A 23,706-nucleotide genomic window follows, 5' to 3' on the forward strand; every position below is an offset into this window, starting at 1 on the left:
CGCCCGGCGCCGCGGCAAGCGGCTGCTCAGGTCCGAGGCGGCGCCCCTGCTGTGCGGCCCGAGAAGACCGAGAAGCGCCCGTCGCGGAAGACCTCGCGCACCGCGTCGAAGCCCGCATCGCGCATCAGGGTGAGGTTCGCGGCCGCGCTCACGCAGCGGTCATGCGCCATCCGCGCCCGGGCGGCGGCGATGGTGGCGGCGGTGGCGCCCAGCGCGCGGGCGCGAGCCTCCCAGTCGCGGTCGAGCGCGGCCTCGGCTTCCGGGCTTTGGCCCGCCACCTGCTCGGCATTGACGAAGACGCCGCCGGGCACGAGCCGGGCGCGGGCGGCGGCAAGGGTCGCGCGCTTCCCCGCCTCGTCGAGGTGGTGGATCGACAGCGCCGAGATGACAGCCCCGAACGGCCCTTGCGGCATGGCGCGCGCATAGTCGGCGGTGACGAACTCGGCCCCCACCCCCAGCGCGCCGAAACGCGCGCGCGCCGCGTCGAGCATGGCGGGCGCGATATCGCACAGCGTGAAGCGCAGGTCGGGCCGCGCGGCCGCGAGCAGGCCCGCGAAGAGCCCGGTTCCCGCGCCAAGATCGAGCACGCGCGCCCCGCGCGGAATGCCCTGCAGTTCCCCGAGTGCCGCGCCGTAGAAGGCATCGAAGCAGGGCACCAGCGCGCGCCGCTCGGCGTCGTAGGCCGTGGCCGCGCGGTCGAAGAGCGCGGCAAGCGTGCTCACAGCGGATGCCCGCGCAGCATCCTCGGCACGTCGCCCGCAAGTCCCGTCGCCTCGCGCATGAAGCCCCGCCTCAGCGGGCCGATGCGGCCGACAACCGCGAGGCCAAGGTCGCGCACGCCCCTGAGCATGGGGTTCGCGTTCGAGAACAGCCGGTTCAGCGCGTCCATCCCCAGCGCCATCGCGGTCGCGTCGAACCGCCGCCATCGCTGGTAGCGCTCGAGCACGTCCACCGCCCCGATATCCTCGCCGCGCCGCGCGGCCTCGACCAGCACCTCGGCCAGCGCGGCGACGTCGCGCAGCCCCATGTTCATGCCCTGCCCCGCGATCGGGTGGACGCCATGGGCGGCGTCACCAGCCAGCACCAGGCGAGGCGCGGCGTAACGCTCGGCCAGAGTCAGGTCCAGCGGATAGGCCCAGCGCCGCCCCGCCAGCCTGATCGCACCCAGCCGCCCGCCGACGCGCGCCGCGATCTCGGCGGTGAAGACATCGTCGGGCAGGGCGTGGAGCCGCCGCGCCTCGGCGCTGCGCTCGGACCAGACCAGCGACGAGCGGTTGCCCGGCAGCGGCAACACCGCGAAGGGCCCGCCGGGGAAGAAGCTCTGATGCGCCGTGCCGTGATGCGGCAATTCGTGCTCGATGGCGTTCACGAGCCCCGTCTGGTCGTAGCCGAACACCTGCCGCCGGATGCCCGCGGCCGCCCCGAGCGCCGAGCGCCGCCCGTCGGCCGCGACCGCCAGCCCCGCCTCGACCGCCCGCCCGTCCGCCAGCGCGATCCGCGCGCGTGGCCCGTCGAAGGCGGCGCCCGCCACCTCGGCCGGGGCGACTTGGCGGATGCGCGGCTCGGCGTCCATGGCGTCGATCAGCGCGCGGCGCAGGTAGCGATCCTCGAGGATCCAGCCCACGCGCCCCTCGTCGGTCTCGCGCGGGTCGAAATGCAGCATCGCGCCGGGATGGCTGCCGGGCACGCCCTCGCCGACCACGATGTCGCGGATCGGCTGGGCCAGCGGCTCGAGCCCGCGCCACAGCCCCAGCACGCCGAGAAGCCGCGCCGAGGCCAGCGCCACCGCGTAGGCGCGGCCGTCGAATTCGGGGTCGGCGCGTACCGGCTCGGCCAGCCGGTCGATCACCGCGACCTCGAACCCTGCGCGCGCCAGCGCCAGCGCCAGCGCCGGGCCGATCAGCCCGCCGCCCGCCACCGCCACGTCGGCGCGAATGATCCCGTTGCCCTCCATGGGCTTTACTATTGGAGCGGGGTTGACGAATGTCCATCCGCCGCGGGCGGGCGAGGCGCGGGCGCGGCTGCGACAGATCGGCATCGGGGGCGGGAAATGGCAGGCAGGGCGGACTGGCGGAAGATGAGCGCGGCCGATCTGGCGCGCGGGATCAGGGCCTGCCGGATCGACCCGGTGGAGCTGGCCGAGACCTTCCTCGCCGCCATCGGCTCGCACGAGCATGGCGCGCGCATCTATGCCCGCCTGACCACCGAGCGTGCCTTCGGCGAGGCGCTGGCCGCGCGAGGCCGGGCGCAGGCGGGCCACCCGCTGGGGCCGCTCGACGGCGTGCCGGTGAGCTGGAAGGACCTGTTCGACACAGCGGGCGTGGCGACCGAGGCGGGCTCGAAGCTGCTGGAAGGCCGCACGCCCACCCATGACGCCGAGGTGGTGCGCCGGGGCGCCGCGGCGGGACTCGTGTGCCTCGGCAAGACGCACCTGTCGGAACTCGCCTTCTCGGGCCTCGGGGTGAACCCGGTCACCGCGACGCCGCCCAACATCCACGACCCCGCCCTTGCGCCGGGGGGTTCCAGCTCGGGCGCGGCCGTGTCGGTCGCGGCGGGTTTGGCCGCAATCGGCTTCGGGTCGGACACCGGCGGCTCGGTGCGGATCCCGGCGGCCTGGAACGATCTCGTGGGGCTCAAGACCACCTGGGGGCTGATCCCCTGCGAGGGCGCCGTGCCACTGGCGCGCTCGCTCGACACGGTGGGGCCGCTCTGCCGCACGGTCGAGGACGCGGCACTCGCGTTCGGCGTGCTCGCGGGCGTCCCGGCGCCGCAGGTCGAGGGGCTCGAACCCGCCGAGGTGGCGCTGGTCGAGCCCGAGGCGCTGGTGCTCGACACCGCCGACGCCGCGGTCGCGGCGGGGCACGCGGATGCGCTCGGCCGCCTCGGCCGGGCGGGCGTGCGCATCGCGCGCGCGTCGGTGCCGCAGCTCGCCGAATGCCTCGATATCGCGGCGCGGCTTTCGGCCATCGTCAATTTCGAGGGCTGGGCAGAATGGGGCCCCACCATCGAGGCGCAGCCCGGTGTCATGTTCCCGATGATCGAGGCGCGCTTCCGCACCGGCGCGAGCATCACCCCCGAGGCCGACCGCGCCGCGCGCGCAGCGCTCGCGCCGCTCAAGGCCGCGGTACATGCGCTGATCGCCGAGCGCGGGTTCCTGGTGATGCCGACCTCGGCCATCCTGCCGCCGCCGGTCGAGCGGCTCATGGCCGATGACGACTATTACATCGCGCGCAACCTGCTGGCGCTGCGGAACACGCGGCTGGGGAACCTGCTGGATTGCACGGCGCTGACCCTGCCGACCGGCACGCCGATGGTGGGGCTGATGCTGGTGGGCAGGCCGGGAGACGAGGCCCGGCTGCTGCGCGCGGGCCGCGTCATTGAGCGCGCGTTGTCCTGAAGGCACGCTCGAAAGTTAAGAGCGGGGGCCAAGCGCGCCACCTGTCGGGCATTTCTGGACCTGGGGCCTCCGCATCTGTATCTTCCGTCACTCAGGGCGCGCCAGACGCCCGGATGTGAGGGTAGTGATGCAGTATCCAGCGCGCTTCGCGGACCTGCCGGAATATGCGTTTCCGCGCCTGAGGCGCCTGCTCGAAGGGATTGCCCCGGGCGGGCCCGAGATTGCGATGTCGATCGGCGAGCCGCAGCACGCGGTGCCCGATTTCGTCATGCCAGTGATGGCCGAGCACGCGGCGACGCTCTCGAAATACCCGCCGAACGAGGGGATCGCCCCCTTGCGCGAGGCGATCTCGGACTGGCTGGGCCGCCGCTACGGCGCGGCCCCCGACTACCGCGACCCGGAACGCTCGATCCTGCCGCTCAACGGCACGCGCGAGGGGCTGTTCAATGCCTGCCTCGCGCTCTGCCCCGAGGAAAAGAACGGCGCGCGCCCCGCAGTGCTGCTGCCGAACCCGTTCTACCAGTGCTATGCCGTGGCCGCGCTCGCCGCCGGGGCCGAGCCCGTCTATGTGCCGGCGACCGCCGAGACCGGGCACCTGCCCGACTTCGCGGGCCTGTCGCGCGACCTCCTGGACCGCACCGCGGTGGTCTACATCTGCGCGCCCGCCAACCCGCAGGGCGCGACGGCGGACGAAGCCTATTGGCGGCGCCTGCTGGAGTTGGCCGAAGCGCACGACTTCCGCGTCTTCGCCGACGAGTGCTATTCCGAGATCTGGCGCGAGCGCCCGCCCACCGGCGCGCTTGAGGTGGCGTCGTACATGGGCGCCGACCCCGAGCGGCTGGTGGTGTTCCATTCGCTGTCGAAGCGCTCGAACCTCGCCGGGCTGCGCTCGGGCTTCTGCGCGACGGGGCCGGGCGCGCGCGCCGCGCTGCTGCAGTTGCGATCGTATGCCGGGGCGCCGCTGCCTATCCCGGCGCAGCATGCCGCTGCCGCCTGCTGGCGCGACGAGGGCCATGTCGAGGCGAACCGCGCGCTCTACCGCGAGAAGTTCGATCTTGCCGACGAGATCCTCGGCAACCTGCCGGGCTACATGTCGCCCGAGGCCGGGTTCTTCCTGTGGCTGCGCGTCGGGGATGGCGAGGCGGCGGCAAAGCGGCTGTGGCGCGAGGCGGGCGTCAAGGCGCTGCCGGGGGCGTATCTGTCGCGCGAGGTGCCGGCGGCGCTGGGCGGGGGCGATCCGGGGCGGGCCTATCTGCGCCTCGCGCTCGTGGCGCCCGCGGCCGAGGTGCGGCGCGGGCTGGAAGCGGTGAGGGAATGTCTTGCCTGACGGGAGTGGACGCAGCACGGGCGGACGCACGGGGACGCGCGCGGCGCGACCCGGCCGCGCAACGGTGAGGGAGCCGGGAGGCATGGCGCTGATCTGGGGCATGGGCGAGGACAGCGGGCGTGCGGGCAGCGGCGCGGGCCGCGCGCTTCGGGCCGTGCTGAAACGCGCGGGTGGGTCGCTCGTGCTCGTGCTGGCGGTGGCGCTGGCGCTGGCGCTCGCCAGCTTCGACGCGACCGATCCCAGCTTCTTCAGCGCGACGCCCAAGCCGCCCGCGAACTGGCTGGGGCCGCTGGGCGCAATGGTTGCGGCGCCGGTCATGCAGGCGCTGGGGCTCGGCGCCTGGGCGGTCGCGGTGCTCCTGGGCGTCTGGGGCTGGCGCTTCGCCTTCGGGCGCGGCGAGGAACGGATCTGGGTGCGCCTCCTTGCCATGCCCGTGGCGGTCGCGCTCGTGTCGATATTCGCCGCGTTGCACGCGCCCTGGGCGGGCTGGCAGCTTTCGCTCGGCCTTGGCGGCATGGTGGGCGACGAGGCGGGCCATGCGCTGCTAGGCCTTCTGCCGGCGCTGTCGCCGCAGGCGGTGCTGTGGGGGACGCTGGGCGCGGCGCTGGTGGCGCTGGGCGTCCTCGGCTTCGCGCTCGGCCTCTCGGGGGCGGAGACGCGGGCGATCCTGGGCTGGCTGTGGCATTCGCTGGCCGCGGTGCTCCACCGCCTGTTGCGCATCCTCGGGCGCGGGCTGCGGGCCGCGCTGAGCCTCGCGCGTCGCCCAGCCCCGGCCGAACCCGCCCTGCCCCGCTCGGAGCGCCTCGAACCCGCGCGCCCGACTGGCAGCTGGCGCAGGCCCGGAGGCGCCGCGCCGGATGCCGAGCCCGCCGGGGACGAGGCGGACGACACGGCAGTGCCATCCGCCCCCGCGCGCCGCGGCTTCGGCCTTGGCGCCCTCGCGCGCCGCCTGACCGGGCGCGGGGACGAGCCTGCGGCCGATCGCCCGCTCGGTCGCCTCGACGCCATCGACGAACCGCCGGTCGCGAGCGCCCTGCGCCGCCGCGAGCCCGAGCTTGCCCGCCGCCCTGCCGAACCGCAGGTCGCCGCCCCCGCATCCCCCGCGGCGCCCGCCGGTCCCGCCGGCGACGACCGCGCGCTTTCCGCCGCCATCCGCTCGCTCAACGCGGCCGGAACCGCCCCCGCAGCCGCCGAGGCGTGGGAGGACGAGGACGACGACCTGCCGCCCAGCCGCCCGGCCGTCGCCGGGGTGGGCAGCCAGCGTCTTCCCCGCAAGAGCCGGCGCGCCGAGCGCGAGGCCCAGCCCACGCTGTTCGACGGCGACGCCGAGGGCTATGCGCCCCCGCCGCTGGCGCTGCTGGCCAAGCCCATCGCGATCCAGCGCCCGCAGATGTCTCAGGCGGCGCTTGAGGAAAACGCCCGGATGCTCGAGACCGTGCTCGAGGATTACGGCGTGCGCGGCGAGATCACGGCCGTTAAGGCGGGGCCGGTGGTCACGCTCTACGAGCTCGAGCCCGCGCCGGGGCTGAAGGCCTCGCGCGTCATCGGCCTCTCGGACGACATCGCCCGGTCGATGTCGGCGCTCTCGGCCCGCGTCTCGACGGTGCCGGGGCGCTCGGTCATCGGCATCGAACTGCCGAATGCCGAGCGCGAGAAGGTCTGGCTGCGCGAGGTGATCGAGACCCCCGAATACGGCGACGGCCGGGTGATGCTGTCCCTCGTACTCGGCAAGGACATCGAGGGGCGGCCGGTGGTCGCGAATCTCGCCAAGATGCCGCACCTGCTGATCGCGGGCACCACCGGCTCGGGCAAGTCGGTGGCCATCAACACCATGATCCTTTCGCTGCTCTACAAGCTGAGCCCGCAGCAGTGCCGGCTGATCATGATCGACCCCAAGATGCTGGAACTCAGCGTCTACGACAACATCCCGCACCTGCTCGCCCCCGTCGTCACCGACCCCAAGAAGGCGATCGTCGCCCTCAAATGGGTGGTGGCCGAGATGGAGGAGCGCTACCGCAAGATGTCGAAGATGGGGGTGCGCAACATCGACGGCTACAACGCGCGCGTCCGCGACGCGCTGGACAAGGGCGAGGAGTTCAGCCGCACCATCCAGACCGGCTTCGACGAGACCACGGGCGAGCCGATCTACGAGACCGAGTTCTTCGAGCCCGAGGAAATGCCCTTCATCGTCGTCATCGTCGACGAGATGGCCGACCTGATGATGGTGGCAGGGAAAGAGATCGAGGCCTGCATCCAGCGCCTCGCCCAGATGGCGCGCGCCTCCGGCATACACCTGATCATGGCGACCCAACGCCCGTCGGTCGACGTCATCACCGGCACGATCAAGGCGAACTTCCCGACCCGCATCAGCTTCCAGGTCACCTCGAAGATCGACAGCCGCACCATCCTCGGCGAGCAGGGGGCCGAGCAGCTCCTGGGCCAGGGCGACATGCTCTACATGGCTGGTGGCGGGCGCATCCGGCGCGTGCACGGGCCATTCGTGTCCGACGAGGAGGTCGAGGAGATCGTGCGCCACCTCAAGGCGCAGGGCCAGCCCGACTATGTCGGCGCCGTGACCGAGGGGGCCGACGACGAGGTCCAGGCGATCGTCGACGAGAAGCTCGGCCTCGCCCAACCCGGCGACTCGGACGACGAGCTCTACGACCGGGCCGTGGCCATCGTCGCGCGCGACCGCAAGTGCTCGACCAGCTACATCCAGCGCAAGCTTGCGATCGGCTACAACAAGGCCGCGCGGCTGGTCGAGATGATGGAGAACCAGGGCGTCGTCAGCCCGGCCAACGCGGTCGGCAAGCGCGAGATCCTGATCGAGGAGCGTTGAGGCACCGCCGGGGCGCGGCCCTTGACTCGGGTGGCCCGGCCCCGCACAAGCGGGCCGCGGCCCGTACGCGGTGCGCGCCGGCAACGGAATGCCCGCGCCAGCCGTTCAATCCGGCAAGGGGCAGTCAAGAGACAGGTGGCATGAAACGACGCGATTTCATCCTCGGCACCCTTGGCGGGGCCATGATGCTGGCGGCGGCGGGCCTCGCCGGGGCGCAGGGCGTGGATGCGCGCGACCTCGCGCGGATCACCAACTATCTCAACGGCACCACCACGCTGACGGGCGAATTCGTTCAGGTCGGCCCGGATGGCGACCTGTCGACCGGCACCTTCTGGATGCGGCGCCCCGGGCGGGTGCGTTTCGAGTACGACCTGCCGAACCCGGCGCTGATCGTCGCCGACGGCACCTGGGTGGGCATCTACGACCGCTCGCTCGAGACGCTGGACCGCGTGCCGCTGGGCCAGACGCCCCTCGACATCCTGCTGCGCGACCGCGTCGACCTCAGGCGCGAGGGCGTGGTCACGGCGATGGAGCGCTCGGACGGCCAGATCCGCGTGCGTGCGATCGACCCCGACGCGCCGGACCAGGGCTCGATCACCATGATCTTCAGCGACAATCCGCTGGAACTGCGCCAATGGGTGGTGGTCGATGCGCAGGGCCTCACGACCACGATCGCGCTGTCCGAGCTGCGCGCGAATGTCGACATCGACGGCGAGAAGTTCTTCATCGCCGAGCCCGCGCGCAACTGACATGCGCCCCGGCGCCGGCGACGATCCGGCGGCAAGGGGGGGTGCCCATGCCGCCCGCATTCATCAGCCGGCCATCACGGGCCGGCGCCGCGTCGGGACTTGTCTCAGCCGTTGACGGCCTTGTCGGCGAGGTCCGACGACACCTGTCCGATCGTGTCGGCGATGCCCACAACCACCGCGCCGATCGCGGGATCGAGCGCGATGACGATCCCAAGGGCCAGAACCACAACCCCTGCGCCCAAGGCGACCCACTCGATGGTCACCACGCCGTCTTCCTCGCGGAGGAATCTGCGAACGAAAAACATGTAACTCTCCACTTTACACATGCCCAGGTCACACGACGCCGGGCGGCTCTACACGTCAGGCAGGCTACGCACACTCGCTTTACAGGCTCTTCGATAACACAACCCTAACACGAGTGCAGCCCCGCTCTAGTCCCGTTTTTGGATTCCGCTGCACCGTTCAGGGATTCCTGCGTCAGGAACGCCACAGACCGGCAAGGGCCGCCCGCGGCGGCGGCCGGATGCTGCCCGGCGGGCGGGCCGGCACCTCGGTCCGAGGGTCAAGCGCCGGCGGTCCCGGCAGACGGGAGCGCCGCGGGCCTCGGCTCTCGCCGCGTGGCGGGTGCGCGTCGGTCGCGTCAGGGAGGCCAGTGGGGCGCGGTCGCGGCCGGCTCTCAGATGTCGAAGCTCGCCATCACCGGCACGTGGTCCGAGGGCTGCTCGGCGCCGCGCCACGCCCGCAGGATGCGGCTTGAGCCGGGCACGGCCGGGACGCCCCCGCGAGACCAGATGTGGTCGAGCCTGCGGCCGCGGTCGGCCGCGTCCCAGTCGCGGGCACGATAGGACCACCAGGAATAGAGCTTCTCCGGCGCCGGGATGTCGGCGCGCGTCACGTCGGTCCAGCCGCCCTCGCCCTGCGCGCGCCCGAGCCCGTCCACCTCGACCGGAGTGTGGCTGACGACCCTCAGGAGCTGCTTGTGAGACCACACATCGTCCTCGAGCGGCGCGATGTTGAGGTCGCCAACCAGGATCGCGGGGTCGCGCAGCCGCTCGCCCCACCGGGCCAGTTCATCGAGGAAGGCGAGCTTGTGGGCGAATTTCGGGTTGATCGCGGCGTCGGGCTCGTCGCCCCCGGCGGGGATGTAGAGGTTGTGCAGCAGCACCCCGCCCAGCAGCCGTGCGGCGACATGACGCGCATCGCCCTTGCCGCACCAGTCGATCGAGCCTGCGTCCTCGATCGGCACGCGCGAGAGGATCGCGACGCCGTTGTAGCCTTTCTGCCCACGCGCCACCGCGTGCACGTAGCCAAGTTCGGCGAACACCTCGAAGGGGATCTTATCGACCGGCGATTTCGTCTCCTGCAGGCACAGGATGTCCGGCCGCTCCTCGGAAAGGAGTCGCGCAACCAGTCCCGCGCGCAGGCGCACCGAGTTGATATTCCACGTCGAAATCGTGACCGGCATGTTCCTCGCACCCATCTCCCAGCGGGGGCGGAGCATGGCCCGCGCAAGGGGGCGGCTCAAGCCCTTTCGGGCGCGGCGCAAAAGAAAGCGCCCGGTGCGGGGGGAGCACCGGGCGCCGCCCTTATGGGGCATGCGGGCGGAATGAGGGGGATCCGCCCGCCGGCAGCAGTACGTTGGGGGGAGCCGCTGCCGATGAGCGTGAGATGGTCTCGTGACGGCCGTCCTTCAACCCCCTGCCGATCACATTCCAAGCCGGTAGCCGCCGCTCTCCGTGATCAGGATGCGCGCGTTCTGCGGGTCGGGCTCGATCTTCTGGCGCAGGCGGTAGACATGCGTCTCGAGCGTGTGGGTGGTGACGCCGGCATTGTAGCCCCAGACCTCGCGCAAGAGCGTGTCGCGGTCGACCGCCCGCCCTCCCGCGCGATAGAGGAACTTGAGGATGTTCGTCTCCTTCTCGGTCAGCCGGATCTTGCGGTCCTGCTCGTCGACCAGCACCTTGGCGCTGGGGCGGAAGCTGTAGGGCCCGATCAGGAAGACCGCATCCTCGGACTGCTCGTGCTGGCGCAGCTGGGCACGGATGCGCGCCAGGAGCACCGGGAACTTGAAGGGCTTGGCCACGTAGTCGTTCGCGCCCGCATCCAGCCCCAGGATCTGGTCGGCGTCCGTGCCGTGGCCGGTCAGCATCAGGACCGGGCAGCGGATGCCCTCGCGCCGCATCCGGCGGCAGACCTCGCGCCCGTCCATGTCGGGCAGACCCACGTCCAGGATGATGAGGTCGTGCAGCTCGTCCTTGGCGCGCTCGATGCCCTCGGCGCCGCTACCGGCCTCGTAGACGTCGAACTCGTCGATCATCATCAGCTGCTCGGCCAGTGCCTCGCGCAGGTCGCCATCATCGTCGACCAGCAGGATCTTCTTCGACACCGCCATCGCTTCCTCCTTACCACCCGGCCCTTTGACCGACCGTTCCAAACGGAAGATGGTGGATAGCCTTTCGTAATCCTATGTCTTTCGTCAATCTCTCACCGATCCGTGTGGCCGCTGCAAGCTGTCGCGAGCTTTGTTACAAGGCCACCGTGGCGCATCTGGGAATCGACCGCGTGCTGTTCCTATATAGCGTCGCACGAGGCAAGGGGACCGGCGGACATGGCGCTCTCGCTCAGCGGGGAGGAACTGGTATCGCGCGCCCGCGCGGACCTGCGGATCGGGGCACCCATCGCGCTGCTTGGGCGCACCGGGGGCGCGCTGGTGATGGCGGCCGAGACCCTGTCCGACGCGCGGCTCGCGGATCTTCGCGGGCTCGCGCCCGATGCGCTCGACCTCGCCGTCACGCACCGGCGGGCCGAGACGCTGAAGGCGCGCGCCTATGACGGCGAGCTCGCGCGCATCGTGGTGCCGGGAGAGGCAGATGCCGCGTGGGTCATGGCGACCGCCGATCCCAGCCTCGACCTCGCTCATCCGCTGAAGGGTCCCTACGCCACGCGCCGCGAGGGGCCGTGCGAGTTGCATGCGCTGGCACTGGTGCTGGCCAAGCAGGCGCGCCTCCTGCCCGCGGCGGTGGTCGCGGTCTGGCGCGAGGCCGAAGCCGTGCGACGCATTGCTGACGGCGCGAGCCTCACCGGCCTCACCGCCGAGACCGTCGAGGAGGCCGCCGCCGCCACGATCCGCCTTCGCGAGGTCTCGGGCGCCCGCGTCCCCACCCGCTTCGCCGAGGCCGGCCGGGTCCATGTCTTCCGCCCCGACGATGGCGCCGAGGAGCATTACGCCATCGAGATCGGCCAGCCCCCGCGCGACCGCCCGGTGCTCGCGCGGCTCCATTCGGCCTGCTTCACCGGCGACGTGATCGGCTCGCTCAAATGCGACTGCGGCCCCCAGCTTGCCGCGGCCATGGACCAGATCGCGGCCGAGGGGGCGGGCGTCCTCCTCTACATGAACCAGGAAGGGCGGGGGATCGGGCTCGCCAACAAGATGCGCGCCTATGCGCTGCAGGATCAGGGCTACGACACCGTCGAGGCGAACCACCGACTCGGCTTCGAGGACGACGAGCGCGACTTCCGGCTGGGCGCGGCCATCCTCGGGGCGATGGGCTTCTCGGCCGTGCGGCTGATGACCAACAACCCCGGCAAGATCGCGATGATGGAAGCCTCGGGCATCCGCGTGGCGGAGCGGGTGGCGCTCCGGGTTGGCCTCAACCGTCACAACGCCCGCTATCTCGCCACCAAGGCGCGGAAGAGCGGGCACCTGCTGTGAGCCGCCCGCCGGGCCCGCGCGACCTCGTCGTCGGCCCCTGGGGCGCGCGCTTCATGGGCCGGCGGATGCCGTGCGCGCTCGGGCGAGGCGGCACGCTGCCCGCGGCCTGGAAGCGCGAGGGCGACCTTGCGACGCCCGAAGGCACATGGCGGCTCGCCGCCCTCTACTGGCGCGCCGACCGCGCGCGCCAGCCGCGCAGCTTGCTCGCCGCCCGGCCGCTCGGCCCGCAGCAGGGCTGGGCCGAGGATCCCGCCGATCCGGCCTACAACCGCCCGGTCCGGCTCCCGCACGCCTTCCCAGCCGACCGGATGGCGCGCGGTGACAGGCTCTATGACATCTGTGCCGCCACCGACCACAACGCGGCGCCCGTGGTGCCGGGCGCGGGCTCGGCGATCTTCGTGCATCTGTGGCGCAAGCCGCGCCACCCGACGGCCGGCTGCGTCGCCTTCCGCCGCGCCGATCTCGACTGGATCCTGCGGCGCTGGGGCATGCGCTCGCGGCTGATCGTGCGCCCGCGCGGCGGGCTCTGACGGCCGCGGCCCGCGCCCGGTGGTCGGTCGCAACATTCGGTGGATTGGATCGAGGCTGCTTCGATCCGAGCCTGAAGCGCAGGGCCTACGGAGGTATGCACGGGGGACCGGCCCTTGCAGCGGCCCGGGCCGGCGTCCAAATTCGCGTACGCCGATGACGTTCCGGCGGGGCCGGCCGTAGCTGTCGGAATGACCGCGTTCGCGGGTCTCACCCTCGATCGTGCGGCTCATGCGTTCGGGCCGACGGCTGACGCAGGGATGATCGGGCCTGGCTCCGCTGGGTCTCGATGCCCGCCGCCGAAGCGGACGTGGCAGCACATGCGGATGCACAGCCGGGCCGTGGGGCCGTTCCCGCGCGACGGCCGATGTGGCGGCGGGCGCTCTTGCGCTGCATCAATGCGCCACGCGCGTGCAGGGCTATAGGGAAGCCAGAAGCAGGACGGAGGACATCATGGCCCGCAGCCTCGCCCGAACGCAGAGGCGCGCCCCGGCGCGGCAGGCCGGGAGCGCGACGGGACCCGCATTCCCAAGGCCGATTCCCCTGCCGCCCGAGTCGCAGATGGACAGCTACTCGGTCACCGCCGCGGGCGAGATCATGGATCACGCCACACGCGCCCTGATCGCGCGCACGACGGCTGGCCTGTCGCCCGCGGCGATGTGGGCGACATGGGCAGATTGGGCGATCCACCTCGCCACGTCGCCCGGCAAGCAGAGCCAGCTCGTGTCCAAGGCCCTGCGCAAAGCCATGCGCCTGCACCGCCATGCCTGCGACTGCGCACTCTCGGGCGGGACGGCGGAGGCCTGCATCGAGCCGCTGGCGCAGGATCGGCGTTTCGCGCATGAGAGCTGGCAGGAGCCGCCCTTCAACCTGATCTACCAGAGCTTCCTGCTGACCCAGCAGTGGTGGCACAACGCGACCACGGGCGTGCGCGGCGTCACCCGCCACCACGAGCGCGGCGTCGAGTTCGCGGCGCGGCAGATCCTCGACGTGTTCTCGCCGTCGAACTTCCTGCCGACCAATCCCGAACTGCTGGCCCGCACCCGCGACGAGCTGGGGCAGAACCTGGTCCGCGGGATGCAGAACTTCGTCGAGGATTTCGACCGCGCCGTTGCCGGCAAGCCCCCGGTCGGGGCCGAGGCCTTCGAGGTCGGCCGCGACGTCGCCATCACGCCGGGCAAGGTGATCTACCGCAACCGCCTGATCGAGCTGATCCAGTATGCCCCCGCGACCGACAAGGTGCGGCCCGAGCCGGTGCTGATCGTGCCCGCCTGGATCATGAAGTACTACATCCTCGACCTGAGCCCCGCGAACTCGATGGTGAAGTACCTGACCGAACAGGGCTTCACCGTCTTCATGATCTCGTGGCGCAACCCGGGGCCCGAGGACCGCGACCTCGGCATGGAGGACTACCGCAGGCTGGGGCCGATGGCCGCGCTTGACGCGGTCGGGCAGGTCTGCCCGGGCGAGAAGGTGCACGCGGTGGGCTATTGCCTGGGCGGCACGCTCCTGTCGATCGCCGCGGCGGCGATGGCGCGCGACGGCGACCAGCGGCTGGGAACCATCAGCTATTTCGCGGCGCAGAGCGACTTTTCGGATGCGGGCGAGCTGATGCTGTTCATCAGCGAGAGCGAGGTCACCTTCCTAGAGGACATGATGTGGGAGCAGGGCTTCCTCGACTCGAAGCAGATGTCGGGGGCCTTCCAGATCCTGCGCTCGAACGACCTGATCTGGTCTCGGATGCTGCGCACCTACCTGATGGGCGAGCGCGACCGGATGAACGACCTCATGGCCTGGAACGCCGACAGCACGCGCATGCCCTACCGGATGCATTCGGAATACCTGCGCAAGCTGTTCCTCGAGAACGAGCTCTCGGCCGGAAAGTACGAGGTCGAGGGGCGGCCCGTCTCGCTGGGCGACATCCGCGTGCCGATCTTCGCCGTGGGCACCGAGACCGACCACGTCGCGCCCTGGCGCTCGGCCTTCAAGGTGCACCAGCAGACCGACACCGAGGCGACCTTCGTGCTGACCAATGGCGGCCACAACGCGGGCGTGGTGGCCGAACCCGGCCACCCGCGGCGGCGCTATCGCATCCGAACCCGCGGACGCGACGCCAATCACCTGTCGCCGGACGAATGGCTCCAGAAGGCCGCGCAGCACGAGGGGTCGTGGTGGCCCGCCTGGACCGAATGGCTCGCGCGCCATTCAGGCGCGCTGGCGGTGCCGCCGGGGCTGGGCCTCGCGGCCGAGCCGGGCCTGCCGGACGCGCCCGGCAGCTACGTGCTGATGACCTGACCGGCCACGGCGCTTGGCGCGGGCCGCGCCGGCGCGCTAGGATCGCCGCGATCCCCCGAGGTGCGGGATCTGCGACGGGAGGCGTCGGATGGCCGCGTCTTGGAGCCTTACCGCAACCGAGATGGCCGCGCGGATCCGCGCCGGCACGCTGACCAGCGAGGCCGCGGTGCGTGCCTGCCTCGAACGCATCGCCGCGCGGGACGGCACCGTCGGTGCCTGGGAGTGGCTCGACGCCGATGCGGCGCTCGCCGAGGCCCGCGCGCGCGACGCCGAGACCCCGCATGGCCCGCTCCACGGCGTGCCGGTGGCAGTCAAGGACATCATCGAAACCGCCGACATGCCCACGGCTTATGGCTCGGAGATCTATGCGGGCCATCGCCCGACGCGCGATGCCGACTGCGTGGCGCGGCTGCGGGGCGCGGGGGCGGTGATCCTCGGCAAGACCGTGACCACCGAGTTCGCGACCTTCCGACCCGGAAAGACGCGCAACCCGCATGATCCGAACCGCACGCCGGGCGGCTCGTCGAGCGGCTCGGCCGCGGCGGTCGCCGCTGGCATGGCGCCGCTGGCGCTGGGCACGCAGACGGTGGGCTCGGTGATCCGCCCGGCGGCGTTCTGCGGGGTGGTGGGCTTCAAGGCGAGCCAGGGGCGGCTGCCGCTGACTGGCGTCAAGCCGCTGGCGGCGGCGCTCGACTCGCTCGGGGTCTTTGCCCGCAGCGTGGCCGACGCCGTCCTGTGGTTCGAGACCCTTTCGGGCGAGCGCGTGCCGGTGCAGCACGGCTCGGCCCCGCGCGTCGCCCTGGTCCGCACCGCGCACTGGCACGAGGCCGAGCCCGAGACGCGCGCGGCCGTCGAGGCCGTGGCAGCCCGGCTTGCAGCGGCAGGGGCCGAGGTGAGCGAGCCCGCGCTGCCCGAGGGCTTCGCGCGGCTGGCCGGGGCGCAGGACGCGATCTTCGCGGCCGGGGCGGTCGCGGCGCTGGCGCTGGAGTGGCGCTCGGACCGCGACCGGTTGAGCCCGCAGCTTCGCGAGGTGCTGGCGCGCGGCGAGGCGATCCCGGCCGAGGCGCTGGCCGACGCGCGGATGCTGGCGGAATCGTGCCATGCGACGCTGGCACGGCTGTTCGGCCATGTGGACGTCGTGCTGGCCCCGGCCGCGAAGGGCGAGGCGCCGCGCGGCCTCGAGACCACCGGCGACCCGCTGTTCAACCGCATGTGGACGGTGCTGCTGGGCCCCTGCGCCACGCTGCCCGCAGCCAGCGGACCGAATGGCATGCCGGTGGGGGTGCAGCTTGTCGGCGCCTTCCGGCGCGATGCCGCCTTCCTGTCGCATCTGGGCTGGGTGGGGCATGTGCTGGGCCTCGACGCGGGGGTCGAACCGGTCTGAGCGCGCCGCCGCTCAGTCCGCGAGGATGCCCTCGACCAGTTCCTGCACGCGCAAGGCCGTGGCGAAGTCCGGCAGGACATGGGCCTCGCCATCGAGCATCCGCACTAGCTCGTCCAGTTGCAGCATGTAGGCGTCGAGCGCGGGATTGCCGATCTCCGGCAGGGCATTCTCCCACCCCTCGCCGGCCGAAGCCGAGAGGCGGTAGAAGTCGCTCAGCCGCAGCGACCGGCGCTCGCCCCAAAGCGTGAATTCCACGAGGTCGGGCCCGGCGCCGCCGACCGAGCCCGCGAGCGTGACCGGCACGCCGCCGAAATCGAGCTGCGCCAGCACATGCGTCTCGGCCCGCCCGTCGTCGCCGGGATAGGCGGCCGAGGCCGCGATCAGCTCGCCCGGCCCGAACAGCGCGTCGGCGAGATAGAGGAAATGGGTGGCCACCTCGCGGGTGAAGCCGCCCTCGGCGCGCCCGGCCAGCCAGCTGGCCGACGCCTGCCAGCCGCGCGGCCAGCGCGTGAAATGCAGCCGGATGTCGGCGCCCGCCACCGGGCCGAGGCTGCCCTCGGCCAGCGCCGCGCGCATCGCGCTCACGCCGCGCGCGGCCGCGAGCGAGAGGTTCACCGCCTGCACCGCCCCCGCCTCGCGCGCGACCTCGACCAGCGCGCGGCTATCCGCGAGATCGACGCCGAGCGGCTTCTCGCAGAACACCGCCTTGCCGGCAGCGATGGCGGCGCGGGCGTAGAGGCCATGGGCGCGCGGCGGGACGCCGATATAGACGGCATCGACCTGCGGCGAGCCGATCAGCGCCTCGGCGCTCGCGGCGATGGCGAGGCCGGGGAAATCCGCGGCGGCGCGCGCGCAGGCCGCGGGGTCGAGATCCCAGCCGCCGACGATCGCGAGCCGCCCCTGTTGCGGCATGTTGGTCAGCATCCGTCGGCCGATCACGCCCAGCCCGATGATGGCGACGCCGTAGGTCTTGGCCATGTCCATCTCCCGCGGCACCGCGCCAGGGCGGCCCGGCTCACATTCCCAGGTAGGCGCGCCGCACGCGCTCGTCCGAGAGCATCTCGCGCCCGGCGCCCTCGATCTCGATCCGGCCGTGCTCGAGCACCCAGGCGCGGTCCGACAGGGCCAGAGCGTGGCGCACGTTCTGCTCGACCATAAGGACGGTCACGCCTTCCGCGCGGATCCGACGCACCACGTCGAAGATCGTCTCGACCACGATCGGCGCAAGGCCGAGCGATGGCTCGTCCAGCATCAGCACCCGCGGCAGGCCCATCAGGCCGCGGCCAATCGCGCACATCTGCTGCTCGCCACCCGAGAGCGTGCCGGCACGCTGCCCCTCGCGCTCGCGCAGCCGCGGGAAGATCTCGAAGACCTGTTCCAGCGTCCGCGCCCGTGCTGCCTTCGCCCGCGGGTGGAGCGAGCCGAGCTCGAGGTTCTCGCGCACGCTCATCGAGGGGAACAGCTTGCGCCCCTCGGGCACGAGGATGACGCCGGCCTCGACTCGCTTGCCCGAGGGCAGCCCGTCGAGCCGCATGCCGTCGAGCCGGATCTCGCCGCGCCAGGCGGGCAGGATGCCGGCAACGGCGCGCATCATGGTGGTCTTGCCCGCGCCGTTCGCGCCGACGACGGCGCCGATCATGCCCTCGTCGATCGCGAGGTCGAGGCCGTGCAGAATCGGCACGTCGCCATAGCCGGTGTGCAGGCCGGAAATCCCCAGCACGCTCATGTCGCCGGCTCCGCGCCCGCCTCGGCCACGAAGCTCTCGCCGAGATAGGCCTCCATCACCCGCGGGTTCGCGACGATCTCGCGCGGCGGGCCCTCGGCGATCGCCTCGCCATGGTGGAGGACATAGATTCGGTCCGAGAGGTTCATGATCACCTGCATCACATGCTCGACGATGACCATGGTCACGCCGGCGTCCCGGACGCGGCCCAGGACCTCGATCATCGCGCCGACCTCGGACGGGGTGAGCCCGGCCATCACCTCGTCGAGCAGCATCAGCTTCGGCTCGGTCGCCAGCGCCTTGGCAAGCTCGACCCGCTTGCGGCCGGCGACCGTCAGCTCGCGGCCGAGCTTGCCGGCCTGCGGGCCAAGGCCCACCAGCTCGATCACCGAGCGCGCCTTGGCGAGCGCGGCGCCGGTGTCGCCATGGTGGTTGAAGGCGCCGACCAGCACGTTGTCGGTCACCGTCATCTCGGGGAAGGGCTTCACGATCTGAAAGGTGCGCGTCATGCCGCGCTTGCAGATGTCGGAGGGCTTGTGGCCGAGGATGCTGTGCCCGTCGAACAGCACGTCGCCCTCGTCCGGCCGCAGGAAGCCCGAGATCAGGTTGAAGAAGGTCGTCTTGCCCGCGCCGTTCGGGCCGATGAGGCCGACGATCTCGCCCGTCTCGACCCGGAAATCGACGGCGTTGACCGCCGTGAGGCCGCCGAAGCGGCGGGTGACGCTGCGGGCCTCGAGCAGGCTCATGACCGCGCCCTCGTCCTGCGCGCGGCGCGCGCCCTCAGCCCCGCGAGCCAGGGCAGCACACCCCCCGGCATCCCCAGCACGACCGCCATCAGCAGGAAGCCGTAGAGGATGATCGCGAGCCCGCCGCCGCCGCCCGCCGCGAGGTAGTCCAGGTAGGCGAGGAACTTGTCCGCAAAGCCCATGTCGCTGGCGATCAGGGCCGACAGCGATGTCCCGGTGCCGCCGCCCTCGAAGATCACGCGCGTGGCCTCGCCCACCGGGATGAGGATGAAGGCGCCGACGATGGGCCCCATCACGGTGCCCGCCCCCCCGATCACGGCGCCGAGCAGGATCTCGACCGAGACGCGGCCCACCACCATGTCGTCGGGGACAATGTACTGGGTGTATTGCGCGTAGAAGGTCCCGCCCAGCCCCGCCAGCGCCGCCGACAACGCGATCGCCTGTATCTTGCAGCGCTTGGTCGGCACGCCCACGGCCTCGGCCGCGTCCTCGTCCTGCCGGATGGCGTGGAGGTAGTAGCCGAAGCGCGAGCGCGCGATCCATCCCACCAGCGCGATCGAGCCCAGCATCATCGCAAGCGCGATGTAGTAGTATGGCTCCTTGGTGGTGAACTGGAATTCCCAGAAGGTGGGGTCTGGCGAGAAGGGCAGCAGGATGCCGTTCGCCGCCCCCACGAACTCCCAGTGCAGCAACACGAGGCGCGTGATCTCGGCGAAGGCCACGGTCACGAGCGCGAAGAACGGCCCCTTGAGCCCGTAATGGAAGCTCACGAGGCCAAGCCCCGCGCCGATCAGCCCGGTCACGGCGGCCGCGACGATCATCCCCAGCCACGGCGTAAGGCCGAAATGGATGTAGCAGATCGTCGAGACATAGGCGCCGATGCCGAAGAACGCCGCGTGGCCGATCGACAGCTGCCCGGCGAAGCCGCCGATGATGTTCCACGCCTGGCTCATGTAGGCGAAGAAGAAGATCAGCACGAAGACGTGCAGGAGCGCCGAGCCCGTGAGCCCCCGCGGCATCACCGCCGCCACCGCGTCGGATTCCGCGAAGAGCGGCAGCATCAGCAGCCCCGCGAGCACGATCAGATAGAACCAGTTCGCGCGCAGCCCCGCCATCTCAGGACCCCTTGGCGCCGAACAGGCCCTGCGGCCGGAACAGCAGCACCAGGATGAACAGCAGGTAGACGCCAAGGTCCTTGAGCGACGGCGATGGCATCACCAGCGCACCCACGCTCTCGACCACGCCCACGATCAGGGCGCCTGCGACCGCGCCGGGGATGTTCCCGAGCCCGCCGAGGACGACGATGACGAAGGCCACCAGCGTGAACTTGGGCCCAACCACCGGCGCGACGTAGAAGAACGGTGTCATCGCGATCCCTGCGATCGCGACGCAGGCGATGCCAAGCCCGAAGGCGATCTTGTACATCCGCCTCAGGTCGATGCCCACGGCGAGCGCGCCCTCGTGCTCCTCGGCGCAGGCCCTGAGCGCCCTGCCGGTGTCGGTCCGCTGCAGGAACACCCACAGCGCCGCACAAAGGCCCATCGCGATCAGGAAGGCCGCAAGCCGCGTGTAGCTGACCCGCGCGCCGCCAAGGTCGAAGGTGGCCGAGCCGTAGTCGAGCTTGAGGCTCTGGAAGTCGGCCGAGAACAGGAACTGCGCCAGCGCCTGCATCAGCAGCGAAAGCCCGAGCGTCAGCAGTATCTGGATCGCGTGGCTCTTGCCCACCACCGGCCGGATCAGGACCCCCTGCACCGTCCAGCCGATCGCGAAGAACAGCGGCAGCGCCAGCACCGCGCTGAGATAGGGGTCGATCCCGAACAGAACCGAGGCGAAGAAGGCGCCATACATGCCGAACATTAGGAACTCGCCATGGGCGAAGTTGATGATGTCCATGACGCCGAAGATCAGGGTGAGCCCGACGGCGACGAGGGCGTAGACGCCCCCGATCATCAGCCCGCTGATCAGGGCCTGGAGATAGACGTCCGACATGGCTGCTGTTCCGTCTGGCTCGGGCTGGGAGGATCGGCCGGCGCGCCGTGCCCTGGCGCGCCGGCCGGATGCGCTCGAGACGCGCTCAGCGCGCGTCCCAGGCGGGCACCGGCCAGGTCGGCTGCGCGGCGGCGACCTCGGCCGGCCAGACGGTCTTGTGCACGCCGTCGATGATCTGGAGCACCACGAGCTGCGCCTCGGGCGACTGGCCGCTCTCGCCGAAGCGGATGCAGTCATAGGGCAGGATGTTCGCGTCGCCGCAGATCTTCGTCTCGGCCAGCGCGTCGCGCAGCTTGTCGCGGTCGGTCGAGCCCGCCCGCTCCAGCGCGTCGCGCAGCACCATGGTGGACATGTAGGTCTCGGCCGCATGGCCGTTCATCGGCACGCTGAACTTCTCCTCGAAGCGCTTGGCGATTTCGGCCGCGCCCGCCTTCTCGATGTCCACGTTCCACTCGCCGACGGTGAAGGTCAGATCGGCGTCCTTGCCGAGGTTCGTGATGTAGGCAGGATCGATATGCCCGGCCGACGTGCCGATGATCGGGATATTGACCCCCAACTCCTTCATCGTCTTGGTGATCAGCACCGCGTCGTTGATGTAGGAGACCAGCAGCAGAGCGTCGGGATTGAGTTCCTTGATCTGCGCGATCGTCGAGGTCATGTCCGGCGTGTCCTTGGGGTAGGAGATGTCGGCGAGGACCTCGAGGCCGAACTCCTTGGCCGCCTTCACCTGCCCCTCGGCGGTCGAGGTGCCGAACAGCGTGTCCTCGTGCAGCAGCACGACGCTCTTGGCCGGCTTGCCCGCCGCGGTCGAGGTGTCCAGAACGAAGCGGACCTGGTCGCGCGCATACCACGAGGCGAGCGGCGAGACCTTGAAGGTGTACTTGAAGCCGCGCCCTTCGGTGATCGAATCCGCCACCGCGACGGGGTCGATATAGGGGACGCGCAGCCGCTCGGCCATCTGCGTCGTCGGGAAGGTGACGCCCGACTGGTAGGCCCCCATGATCGCCACCACGCCGCGGCGGGCGAGCTTCTCGACCTCCGAGATGCCGACGTTCGGGTTGCCCTGGGTGTCGCCGTCGATCATGACCAGCTTGGCGCCGCCCAGCGACTTGATGCCGCCGGCGGCATTGATTTCCTCGATCGCGAGTTCGTGGCCGCGGCGGTTGTTGATCCCGATCGGCGCGACCGAGCCGGACAGCGGCAAGAGGATGCCGACCGGGATATCCTCGGCCGCGCTGGCGGTGCGCGGCTCACCGAGGCCCGCTGCGAGCGCGAGTGCCGAGAGCGCCAGGACGGCGGATCTGCGCGAGATCGTCATGATGTCCTCCCCTTGACGGTTGGGCCTTGGATCGGCCGCTGATTGTCGGGCCCACCTTTCCCCAAGGGCAGGGATCGGTCAACTGGTCTGGCCAATTTTTGCGAAAATCGATTTCACCGCGCACGCCGCCGAGGGCCGGGCGGCGATGCCACGACACCATTGCGTCGGCAAATCGGAGAGCAGCTCGCCCCGGGTCAGCGGATCAGGGCGTTGATGCACGCGCGCGGCAGGCCGCTCCGCTCGCAGTGGGCGAGCGCGGCGTCGAGCTTGGTGAAGACATCCTCGTAGCCGCAGGCAACCCCGTCCGGGTCGACATAGGTGTAACCTCCGGTGACGTGGAAGAGGGTCACCATCTCCTCGACCCCCTCGGGCACGACGAGCGTATGGGTCTCGCCGGGTGGCTCGAAGGCGTAATCGCCGGCGCGCGCGATCCAGTCATGCTCGAGATAGTGCCACGCGCCGCGCAGGGTGAAGGCGTGGACGGGGCCCGAATGCCGGTGGCGCGACAGGATCCCCGCCTTCCGCACCCGCAGCAGATTGACGTAATAGCCGCCTGACACCGAGAGCAGGAGCGGTCGGAACCAGACCCCCTCGGCCTGCGGCACCCAGCTTTCCGGGTTGGCGTCGAGGTCGAGGGCACCGCCCGTCAACAGGTCGGGCACCATCGCCGTCGGTTGCGGATGGCGATAGGCGATCGCACGGGTGTCAGGTGTGCCGGTCATCATGTGTCTCGCATCCGCTGTCGTCCAAGGCGCGAGCCCGGCAGCGCGCGCCCCGTCACGCGGGGCCGAGTTCCGGGACTGGCCACCGCCAGCTTGCCGCGCCAGGGCATGAAACGCCATCGGCCGATGCGGCGAAGTCCCGATTCTGCCGTCTCTGCGACACGCCGAGGGGACGGGCGCGACGCGGCAGGCCCGGACCGACGATAGGGACGGCCCGGCGGCTGCCCGATCGCTTGGGAGCCTTCGACGGGCCGGGCTTCCGGGCCTGTGTCCAGCACCGCTCAGTCCGGTTTGCCGATGAACTTTCGGACCGTCATCTCGAGCTGCAAATCGTTGAACGGCTTGACGATCCACCCCGAGGCGCCCGCCTGCTTGCCAGAGCGCATGGTCTCTGCCTGCCCCTCGGTGGTGAGCATGATCATGGGCAGGCCGGCATAGCGGCCATCGCGGCGGACGGCGCTGATGAACTCGAGCCCGTCCATGCGCGGCATGTTGAGGTCGGTGATCACGAGATCGACCTTGCCCTCGCCAAGCCGCTCCAGCCCTTCGACGCCGTCCTCGGCCAGAACGACCCCATAGCCCATCGGTTCGAGGGCGAAGCGGACGAGCTCGGGGATGCTTTTCGAATCGTCCACGGCGAGGATCGTCTTTGCCATCGCGTTCAGTCTCCGATCTTTTCAAAGGTCCCGATTTGCGCCAGCGCCGCGCTGGCACGCGCGCCGACGCGGGCCGGAATGCCGTCCCGGAGCGCCATACGCCGGGCCGCGACCAGAAGCTGCAGCGCGGTGGGCGATGCCGCGCCGTCGCCAAGCTCGACATCGCACGGCGCGCCACCACGCAGCCGTTCGAGAAGCGCCACGCGCACCGCGTCCGCCTCCGACGGCAGGAGGTCGGGCGGAATCTGCAGCGTCTCCGGCTCGCGCCCGGCTGGCTCGTTCCCCGCGGCTGTCATCCCGTCCTCCCTCGCTGCGCTTCGT

22 protein-coding genes are annotated in these 23,706 nt (G+C 71.2%); 8 read left to right on the plus strand and 14 right to left on the minus strand.

The annotated features are described in order from the left end of the window. Positions 1–26 precede the first annotated feature (26 nt). Both M1105_RS05775 and M1105_RS05780 read right to left on the minus strand, forming a co-directional pair. Positions 27–722 carry a class I SAM-dependent methyltransferase gene (locus M1105_RS05775; protein WP_249579392.1) on the minus strand — a complete coding sequence of 232 codons (696 nt, stop codon included), beginning with the start codon at positions 720–722 and terminating at the stop codon, positions 27–29. After that, positions 719–1,954 carry a UbiH/UbiF/VisC/COQ6 family ubiquinone biosynthesis hydroxylase gene (locus tag M1105_RS05780; protein WP_249579393.1) on the minus strand — a complete coding sequence of 412 codons (1,236 nt, stop codon included), beginning with the start codon at positions 1,952–1,954 and terminating at the stop codon, positions 719–721. Before M1105_RS05780 ends, M1105_RS05775 begins: the two co-directional genes overlap by 4 nt. 123 nt (positions 1,955–2,077) lie before the next feature. On the opposite strand from M1105_RS05780, the gene M1105_RS05785 reads away from it, so the two are divergent. The 4 genes from M1105_RS05785 to M1105_RS05800 all read left to right on the plus strand — a co-directional run bounded on the left by M1105_RS05785 (position 2,078) and on the right by M1105_RS05800 (position 8,312). Then, a complete protein-coding gene (locus M1105_RS05785; protein ID WP_249579394.1) occupies positions 2,078–3,397 on the plus strand; it encodes an amidase in 1,320 nt (439 codons plus the stop codon). Positions 3,398–3,524: 127 nt separating this feature from the next. After that, positions 3,525–4,724, plus strand: a complete 1,200-nt coding sequence (locus M1105_RS05790; RefSeq protein ID WP_249579395.1) for an aminotransferase class I/II-fold pyridoxal phosphate-dependent enzyme — start codon at positions 3,525–3,527, stop codon at positions 4,722–4,724. A gap of 82 nt (positions 4,725–4,806) precedes the next feature. Next, complete coding sequence (locus tag M1105_RS05795; protein WP_249579396.1) at positions 4,807–7,563, plus strand: DNA translocase FtsK; 2,757 nt, start codon at positions 4,807–4,809, stop codon at positions 7,561–7,563. Positions 7,564–7,703: 140 nt separating this feature from the next. Next, entirely contained in the window at positions 7,704–8,312 is a 609-nt protein-coding gene (locus tag M1105_RS05800; protein ID WP_249579397.1) for a LolA family protein, read from the plus strand. A 104-nt stretch (positions 8,313–8,416) separates the two neighbouring features. Here M1105_RS05800 and M1105_RS05805 read toward each other — a convergent pair whose 3' ends face one another. The 3 genes from M1105_RS05805 to M1105_RS05815 form a co-directional block, all read right to left on the minus strand. Continuing rightward, positions 8,417–8,617: a Flp family type IVb pilin gene (locus tag M1105_RS05805; protein WP_249579398.1), complete on the minus strand. Its 201-nt coding sequence runs from the start codon at positions 8,615–8,617 to the stop codon at positions 8,417–8,419. Between the two features lie 371 nt (positions 8,618–8,988). Next, complete coding sequence (locus tag M1105_RS05810) at positions 8,989–9,777, minus strand: exodeoxyribonuclease III (protein WP_249579399.1); 789 nt, start codon at positions 9,775–9,777, stop codon at positions 8,989–8,991. Between the two features lie 240 nt (positions 9,778–10,017). Further along, complete coding sequence (locus tag M1105_RS05815) at positions 10,018–10,704, minus strand: response regulator transcription factor (protein ID WP_249579400.1); 687 nt, start codon at positions 10,702–10,704, stop codon at positions 10,018–10,020. A gap of 216 nt (positions 10,705–10,920) precedes the next feature. Here M1105_RS05815 and ribA point away from each other — a divergent pair, with 216 nt between their 5' ends. From ribA to M1105_RS05835, 4 genes are all read left to right on the plus strand, one after another. Then, entirely contained in the window at positions 10,921–12,024 is a 1,104-nt protein-coding gene (gene ribA, locus M1105_RS05820) for a GTP cyclohydrolase II (protein ID WP_249579401.1), read from the plus strand. After that, a complete protein-coding gene (locus M1105_RS05825) occupies positions 12,021–12,554 on the plus strand; it encodes a L,D-transpeptidase family protein (RefSeq protein ID WP_319936769.1) in 534 nt (177 codons plus the stop codon). The genes ribA and M1105_RS05825 overlap by 4 nt, the downstream gene beginning before the upstream one ends. Before the next feature lie 559 nt (positions 12,555–13,113). Further along, positions 13,114–14,847 carry a PHA/PHB synthase family protein gene (locus tag M1105_RS05830; protein ID WP_249579402.1) on the plus strand — a complete coding sequence of 578 codons (1,734 nt, stop codon included), beginning with the start codon at positions 13,114–13,116 and terminating at the stop codon, positions 14,845–14,847. Between the two features lie 88 nt (positions 14,848–14,935). Next, complete coding sequence (locus M1105_RS05835) at positions 14,936–16,231, plus strand: amidase (protein WP_249579403.1); 1,296 nt, start codon at positions 14,936–14,938, stop codon at positions 16,229–16,231. A gap of 12 nt (positions 16,232–16,243) precedes the next feature. Here M1105_RS05835 and M1105_RS05840 read toward each other — a convergent pair whose 3' ends face one another. The 9 genes from M1105_RS05840 to M1105_RS05880 form a co-directional block, all read right to left on the minus strand. Further along, on the minus strand, positions 16,244–17,209 hold the full coding sequence (locus M1105_RS05840) for a Gfo/Idh/MocA family protein (RefSeq protein ID WP_249579404.1): 966 nt from the start codon (positions 17,207–17,209) through the stop codon (positions 16,244–16,246). 37 nt (positions 17,210–17,246) lie between these two features. After that, positions 17,247–17,957 carry an ABC transporter ATP-binding protein gene (locus M1105_RS05845; protein WP_249579405.1) on the minus strand — a complete coding sequence of 237 codons (711 nt, stop codon included), beginning with the start codon at positions 17,955–17,957 and terminating at the stop codon, positions 17,247–17,249. Then, positions 17,954–18,700 carry an ABC transporter ATP-binding protein gene (locus M1105_RS05850; protein ID WP_249579406.1) on the minus strand — a complete coding sequence of 249 codons (747 nt, stop codon included), beginning with the start codon at positions 18,698–18,700 and terminating at the stop codon, positions 17,954–17,956. Before M1105_RS05850 ends, M1105_RS05845 begins: the two co-directional genes overlap by 4 nt. Next, the gene (locus tag M1105_RS05855) at positions 18,697–19,815 is read right to left on the minus strand and encodes a branched-chain amino acid ABC transporter permease (RefSeq protein WP_249579407.1); all 1,119 of its coding nucleotides are present in this window, start codon (positions 19,813–19,815) and stop codon (positions 18,697–18,699) included. Before M1105_RS05855 ends, M1105_RS05850 begins: the two co-directional genes overlap by 4 nt. A 1-nt stretch (position 19,816) precedes the next feature. After that, positions 19,817–20,689, minus strand: coding sequence for a branched-chain amino acid ABC transporter permease (locus M1105_RS05860; RefSeq protein WP_249579408.1), 873 nt, complete (start codon positions 20,687–20,689; stop codon positions 19,817–19,819). An 85-nt stretch (positions 20,690–20,774) separates the two neighbouring features. Next, entirely contained in the window at positions 20,775–22,007 is a 1,233-nt protein-coding gene (locus M1105_RS05865; protein ID WP_249579409.1) for an ABC transporter substrate-binding protein, read from the minus strand. Positions 22,008–22,201: 194 nt separating this feature from the next. Beyond that, entirely contained in the window at positions 22,202–22,729 is a 528-nt protein-coding gene (locus M1105_RS05870; RefSeq protein WP_249579410.1) for a 2,4'-dihydroxyacetophenone dioxygenase family protein, read from the minus strand. Positions 22,730–23,010: 281 nt separating this feature from the next. Continuing rightward, complete coding sequence (locus M1105_RS05875; protein WP_249579411.1) at positions 23,011–23,385, minus strand: response regulator; 375 nt, start codon at positions 23,383–23,385, stop codon at positions 23,011–23,013. 5 nt (positions 23,386–23,390) lie between these two features. Next, positions 23,391–23,681 (minus strand): hypothetical protein, encoded by a 291-nt coding sequence (locus M1105_RS05880; RefSeq protein WP_249579412.1) that lies wholly within the window; start codon positions 23,679–23,681, stop codon positions 23,391–23,393. Positions 23,682–23,706 lie beyond the last annotated feature (25 nt).

The organism is Thermohalobaculum sediminis (assembly GCF_023487995.1).
In the GTDB taxonomy this organism is placed as follows: Bacteria; Pseudomonadota; Alphaproteobacteria; order Rhodobacterales; family Rhodobacteraceae; genus Thermohalobaculum; species Thermohalobaculum sediminis.

Excerpts from the sequence above, each read along its gene's own strand:
- M1105_RS05860 (WP_249579408.1), bottom strand. The coding sequence starts at position 20,689 with ATGTCGGACGTCTATCTCCAGGCCCTGATCAGCGGGCTGATGATCGGG.
- M1105_RS05810 (WP_249579399.1), bottom strand. The coding sequence starts at position 9,777 with ATGCCGGTCACGATTTCGACGTGGAATATCAACTCGGTGCGCCTGCGC.
- M1105_RS05850 (WP_249579406.1), bottom strand. The coding sequence starts at position 18,700 with ATGAGCCTGCTCGAGGCCCGCAGCGTCACCCGCCGCTTCGGCGGCCTC.
- M1105_RS05845 (WP_249579405.1), bottom strand. The coding sequence starts at position 17,957 with ATGAGCGTGCTGGGGATTTCCGGCCTGCACACCGGCTATGGCGACGTG.
- M1105_RS05870 (WP_249579410.1), bottom strand. The coding sequence starts at position 22,729 with ATGACCGGCACACCTGACACCCGTGCGATCGCCTATCGCCATCCGCAA.
- M1105_RS05805 (WP_249579398.1), bottom strand. The coding sequence starts at position 8,617 with ATGTTTTTCGTTCGCAGATTCCTCCGCGAGGAAGACGGCGTGGTGACC.
- ribA (WP_249579401.1), top strand. The coding sequence starts at position 10,921 with ATGGCGCTCTCGCTCAGCGGGGAGGAACTGGTATCGCGCGCCCGCGCG.
- M1105_RS05875 (WP_249579411.1), bottom strand. The coding sequence starts at position 23,385 with ATGGCAAAGACGATCCTCGCCGTGGACGATTCGAAAAGCATCCCCGAG.
- M1105_RS05815 (WP_249579400.1), bottom strand. The coding sequence starts at position 10,704 with ATGGCGGTGTCGAAGAAGATCCTGCTGGTCGACGATGATGGCGACCTG.
- M1105_RS05830 (WP_249579402.1), top strand. The coding sequence starts at position 13,114 with ATGGACAGCTACTCGGTCACCGCCGCGGGCGAGATCATGGATCACGCC.
- M1105_RS05865 (WP_249579409.1), bottom strand. The coding sequence starts at position 22,007 with ATGACGATCTCGCGCAGATCCGCCGTCCTGGCGCTCTCGGCACTCGCG.
- M1105_RS05840 (WP_249579404.1), bottom strand. The coding sequence starts at position 17,209 with ATGGCCAAGACCTACGGCGTCGCCATCATCGGGCTGGGCGTGATCGGC.
- M1105_RS05800 (WP_249579397.1), top strand. The coding sequence starts at position 7,704 with ATGAAACGACGCGATTTCATCCTCGGCACCCTTGGCGGGGCCATGATG.
- M1105_RS05785 (WP_249579394.1), top strand. The coding sequence starts at position 2,078 with ATGAGCGCGGCCGATCTGGCGCGCGGGATCAGGGCCTGCCGGATCGAC.
- M1105_RS05880 (WP_249579412.1), bottom strand. The coding sequence starts at position 23,681 with ATGACAGCCGCGGGGAACGAGCCAGCCGGGCGCGAGCCGGAGACGCTG.
- M1105_RS05855 (WP_249579407.1), bottom strand. The coding sequence starts at position 19,815 with ATGGCGGGGCTGCGCGCGAACTGGTTCTATCTGATCGTGCTCGCGGGG.
- M1105_RS05795 (WP_249579396.1), top strand. The coding sequence starts at position 4,807 with ATGGCGCTGATCTGGGGCATGGGCGAGGACAGCGGGCGTGCGGGCAGC.
- M1105_RS05835 (WP_249579403.1), top strand. The coding sequence starts at position 14,936 with ATGGCCGCGTCTTGGAGCCTTACCGCAACCGAGATGGCCGCGCGGATC.
- M1105_RS05780 (WP_249579393.1), bottom strand. The coding sequence starts at position 1,954 with ATGGAGGGCAACGGGATCATTCGCGCCGACGTGGCGGTGGCGGGCGGC.
- M1105_RS05790 (WP_249579395.1), top strand. The coding sequence starts at position 3,525 with ATGCAGTATCCAGCGCGCTTCGCGGACCTGCCGGAATATGCGTTTCCG.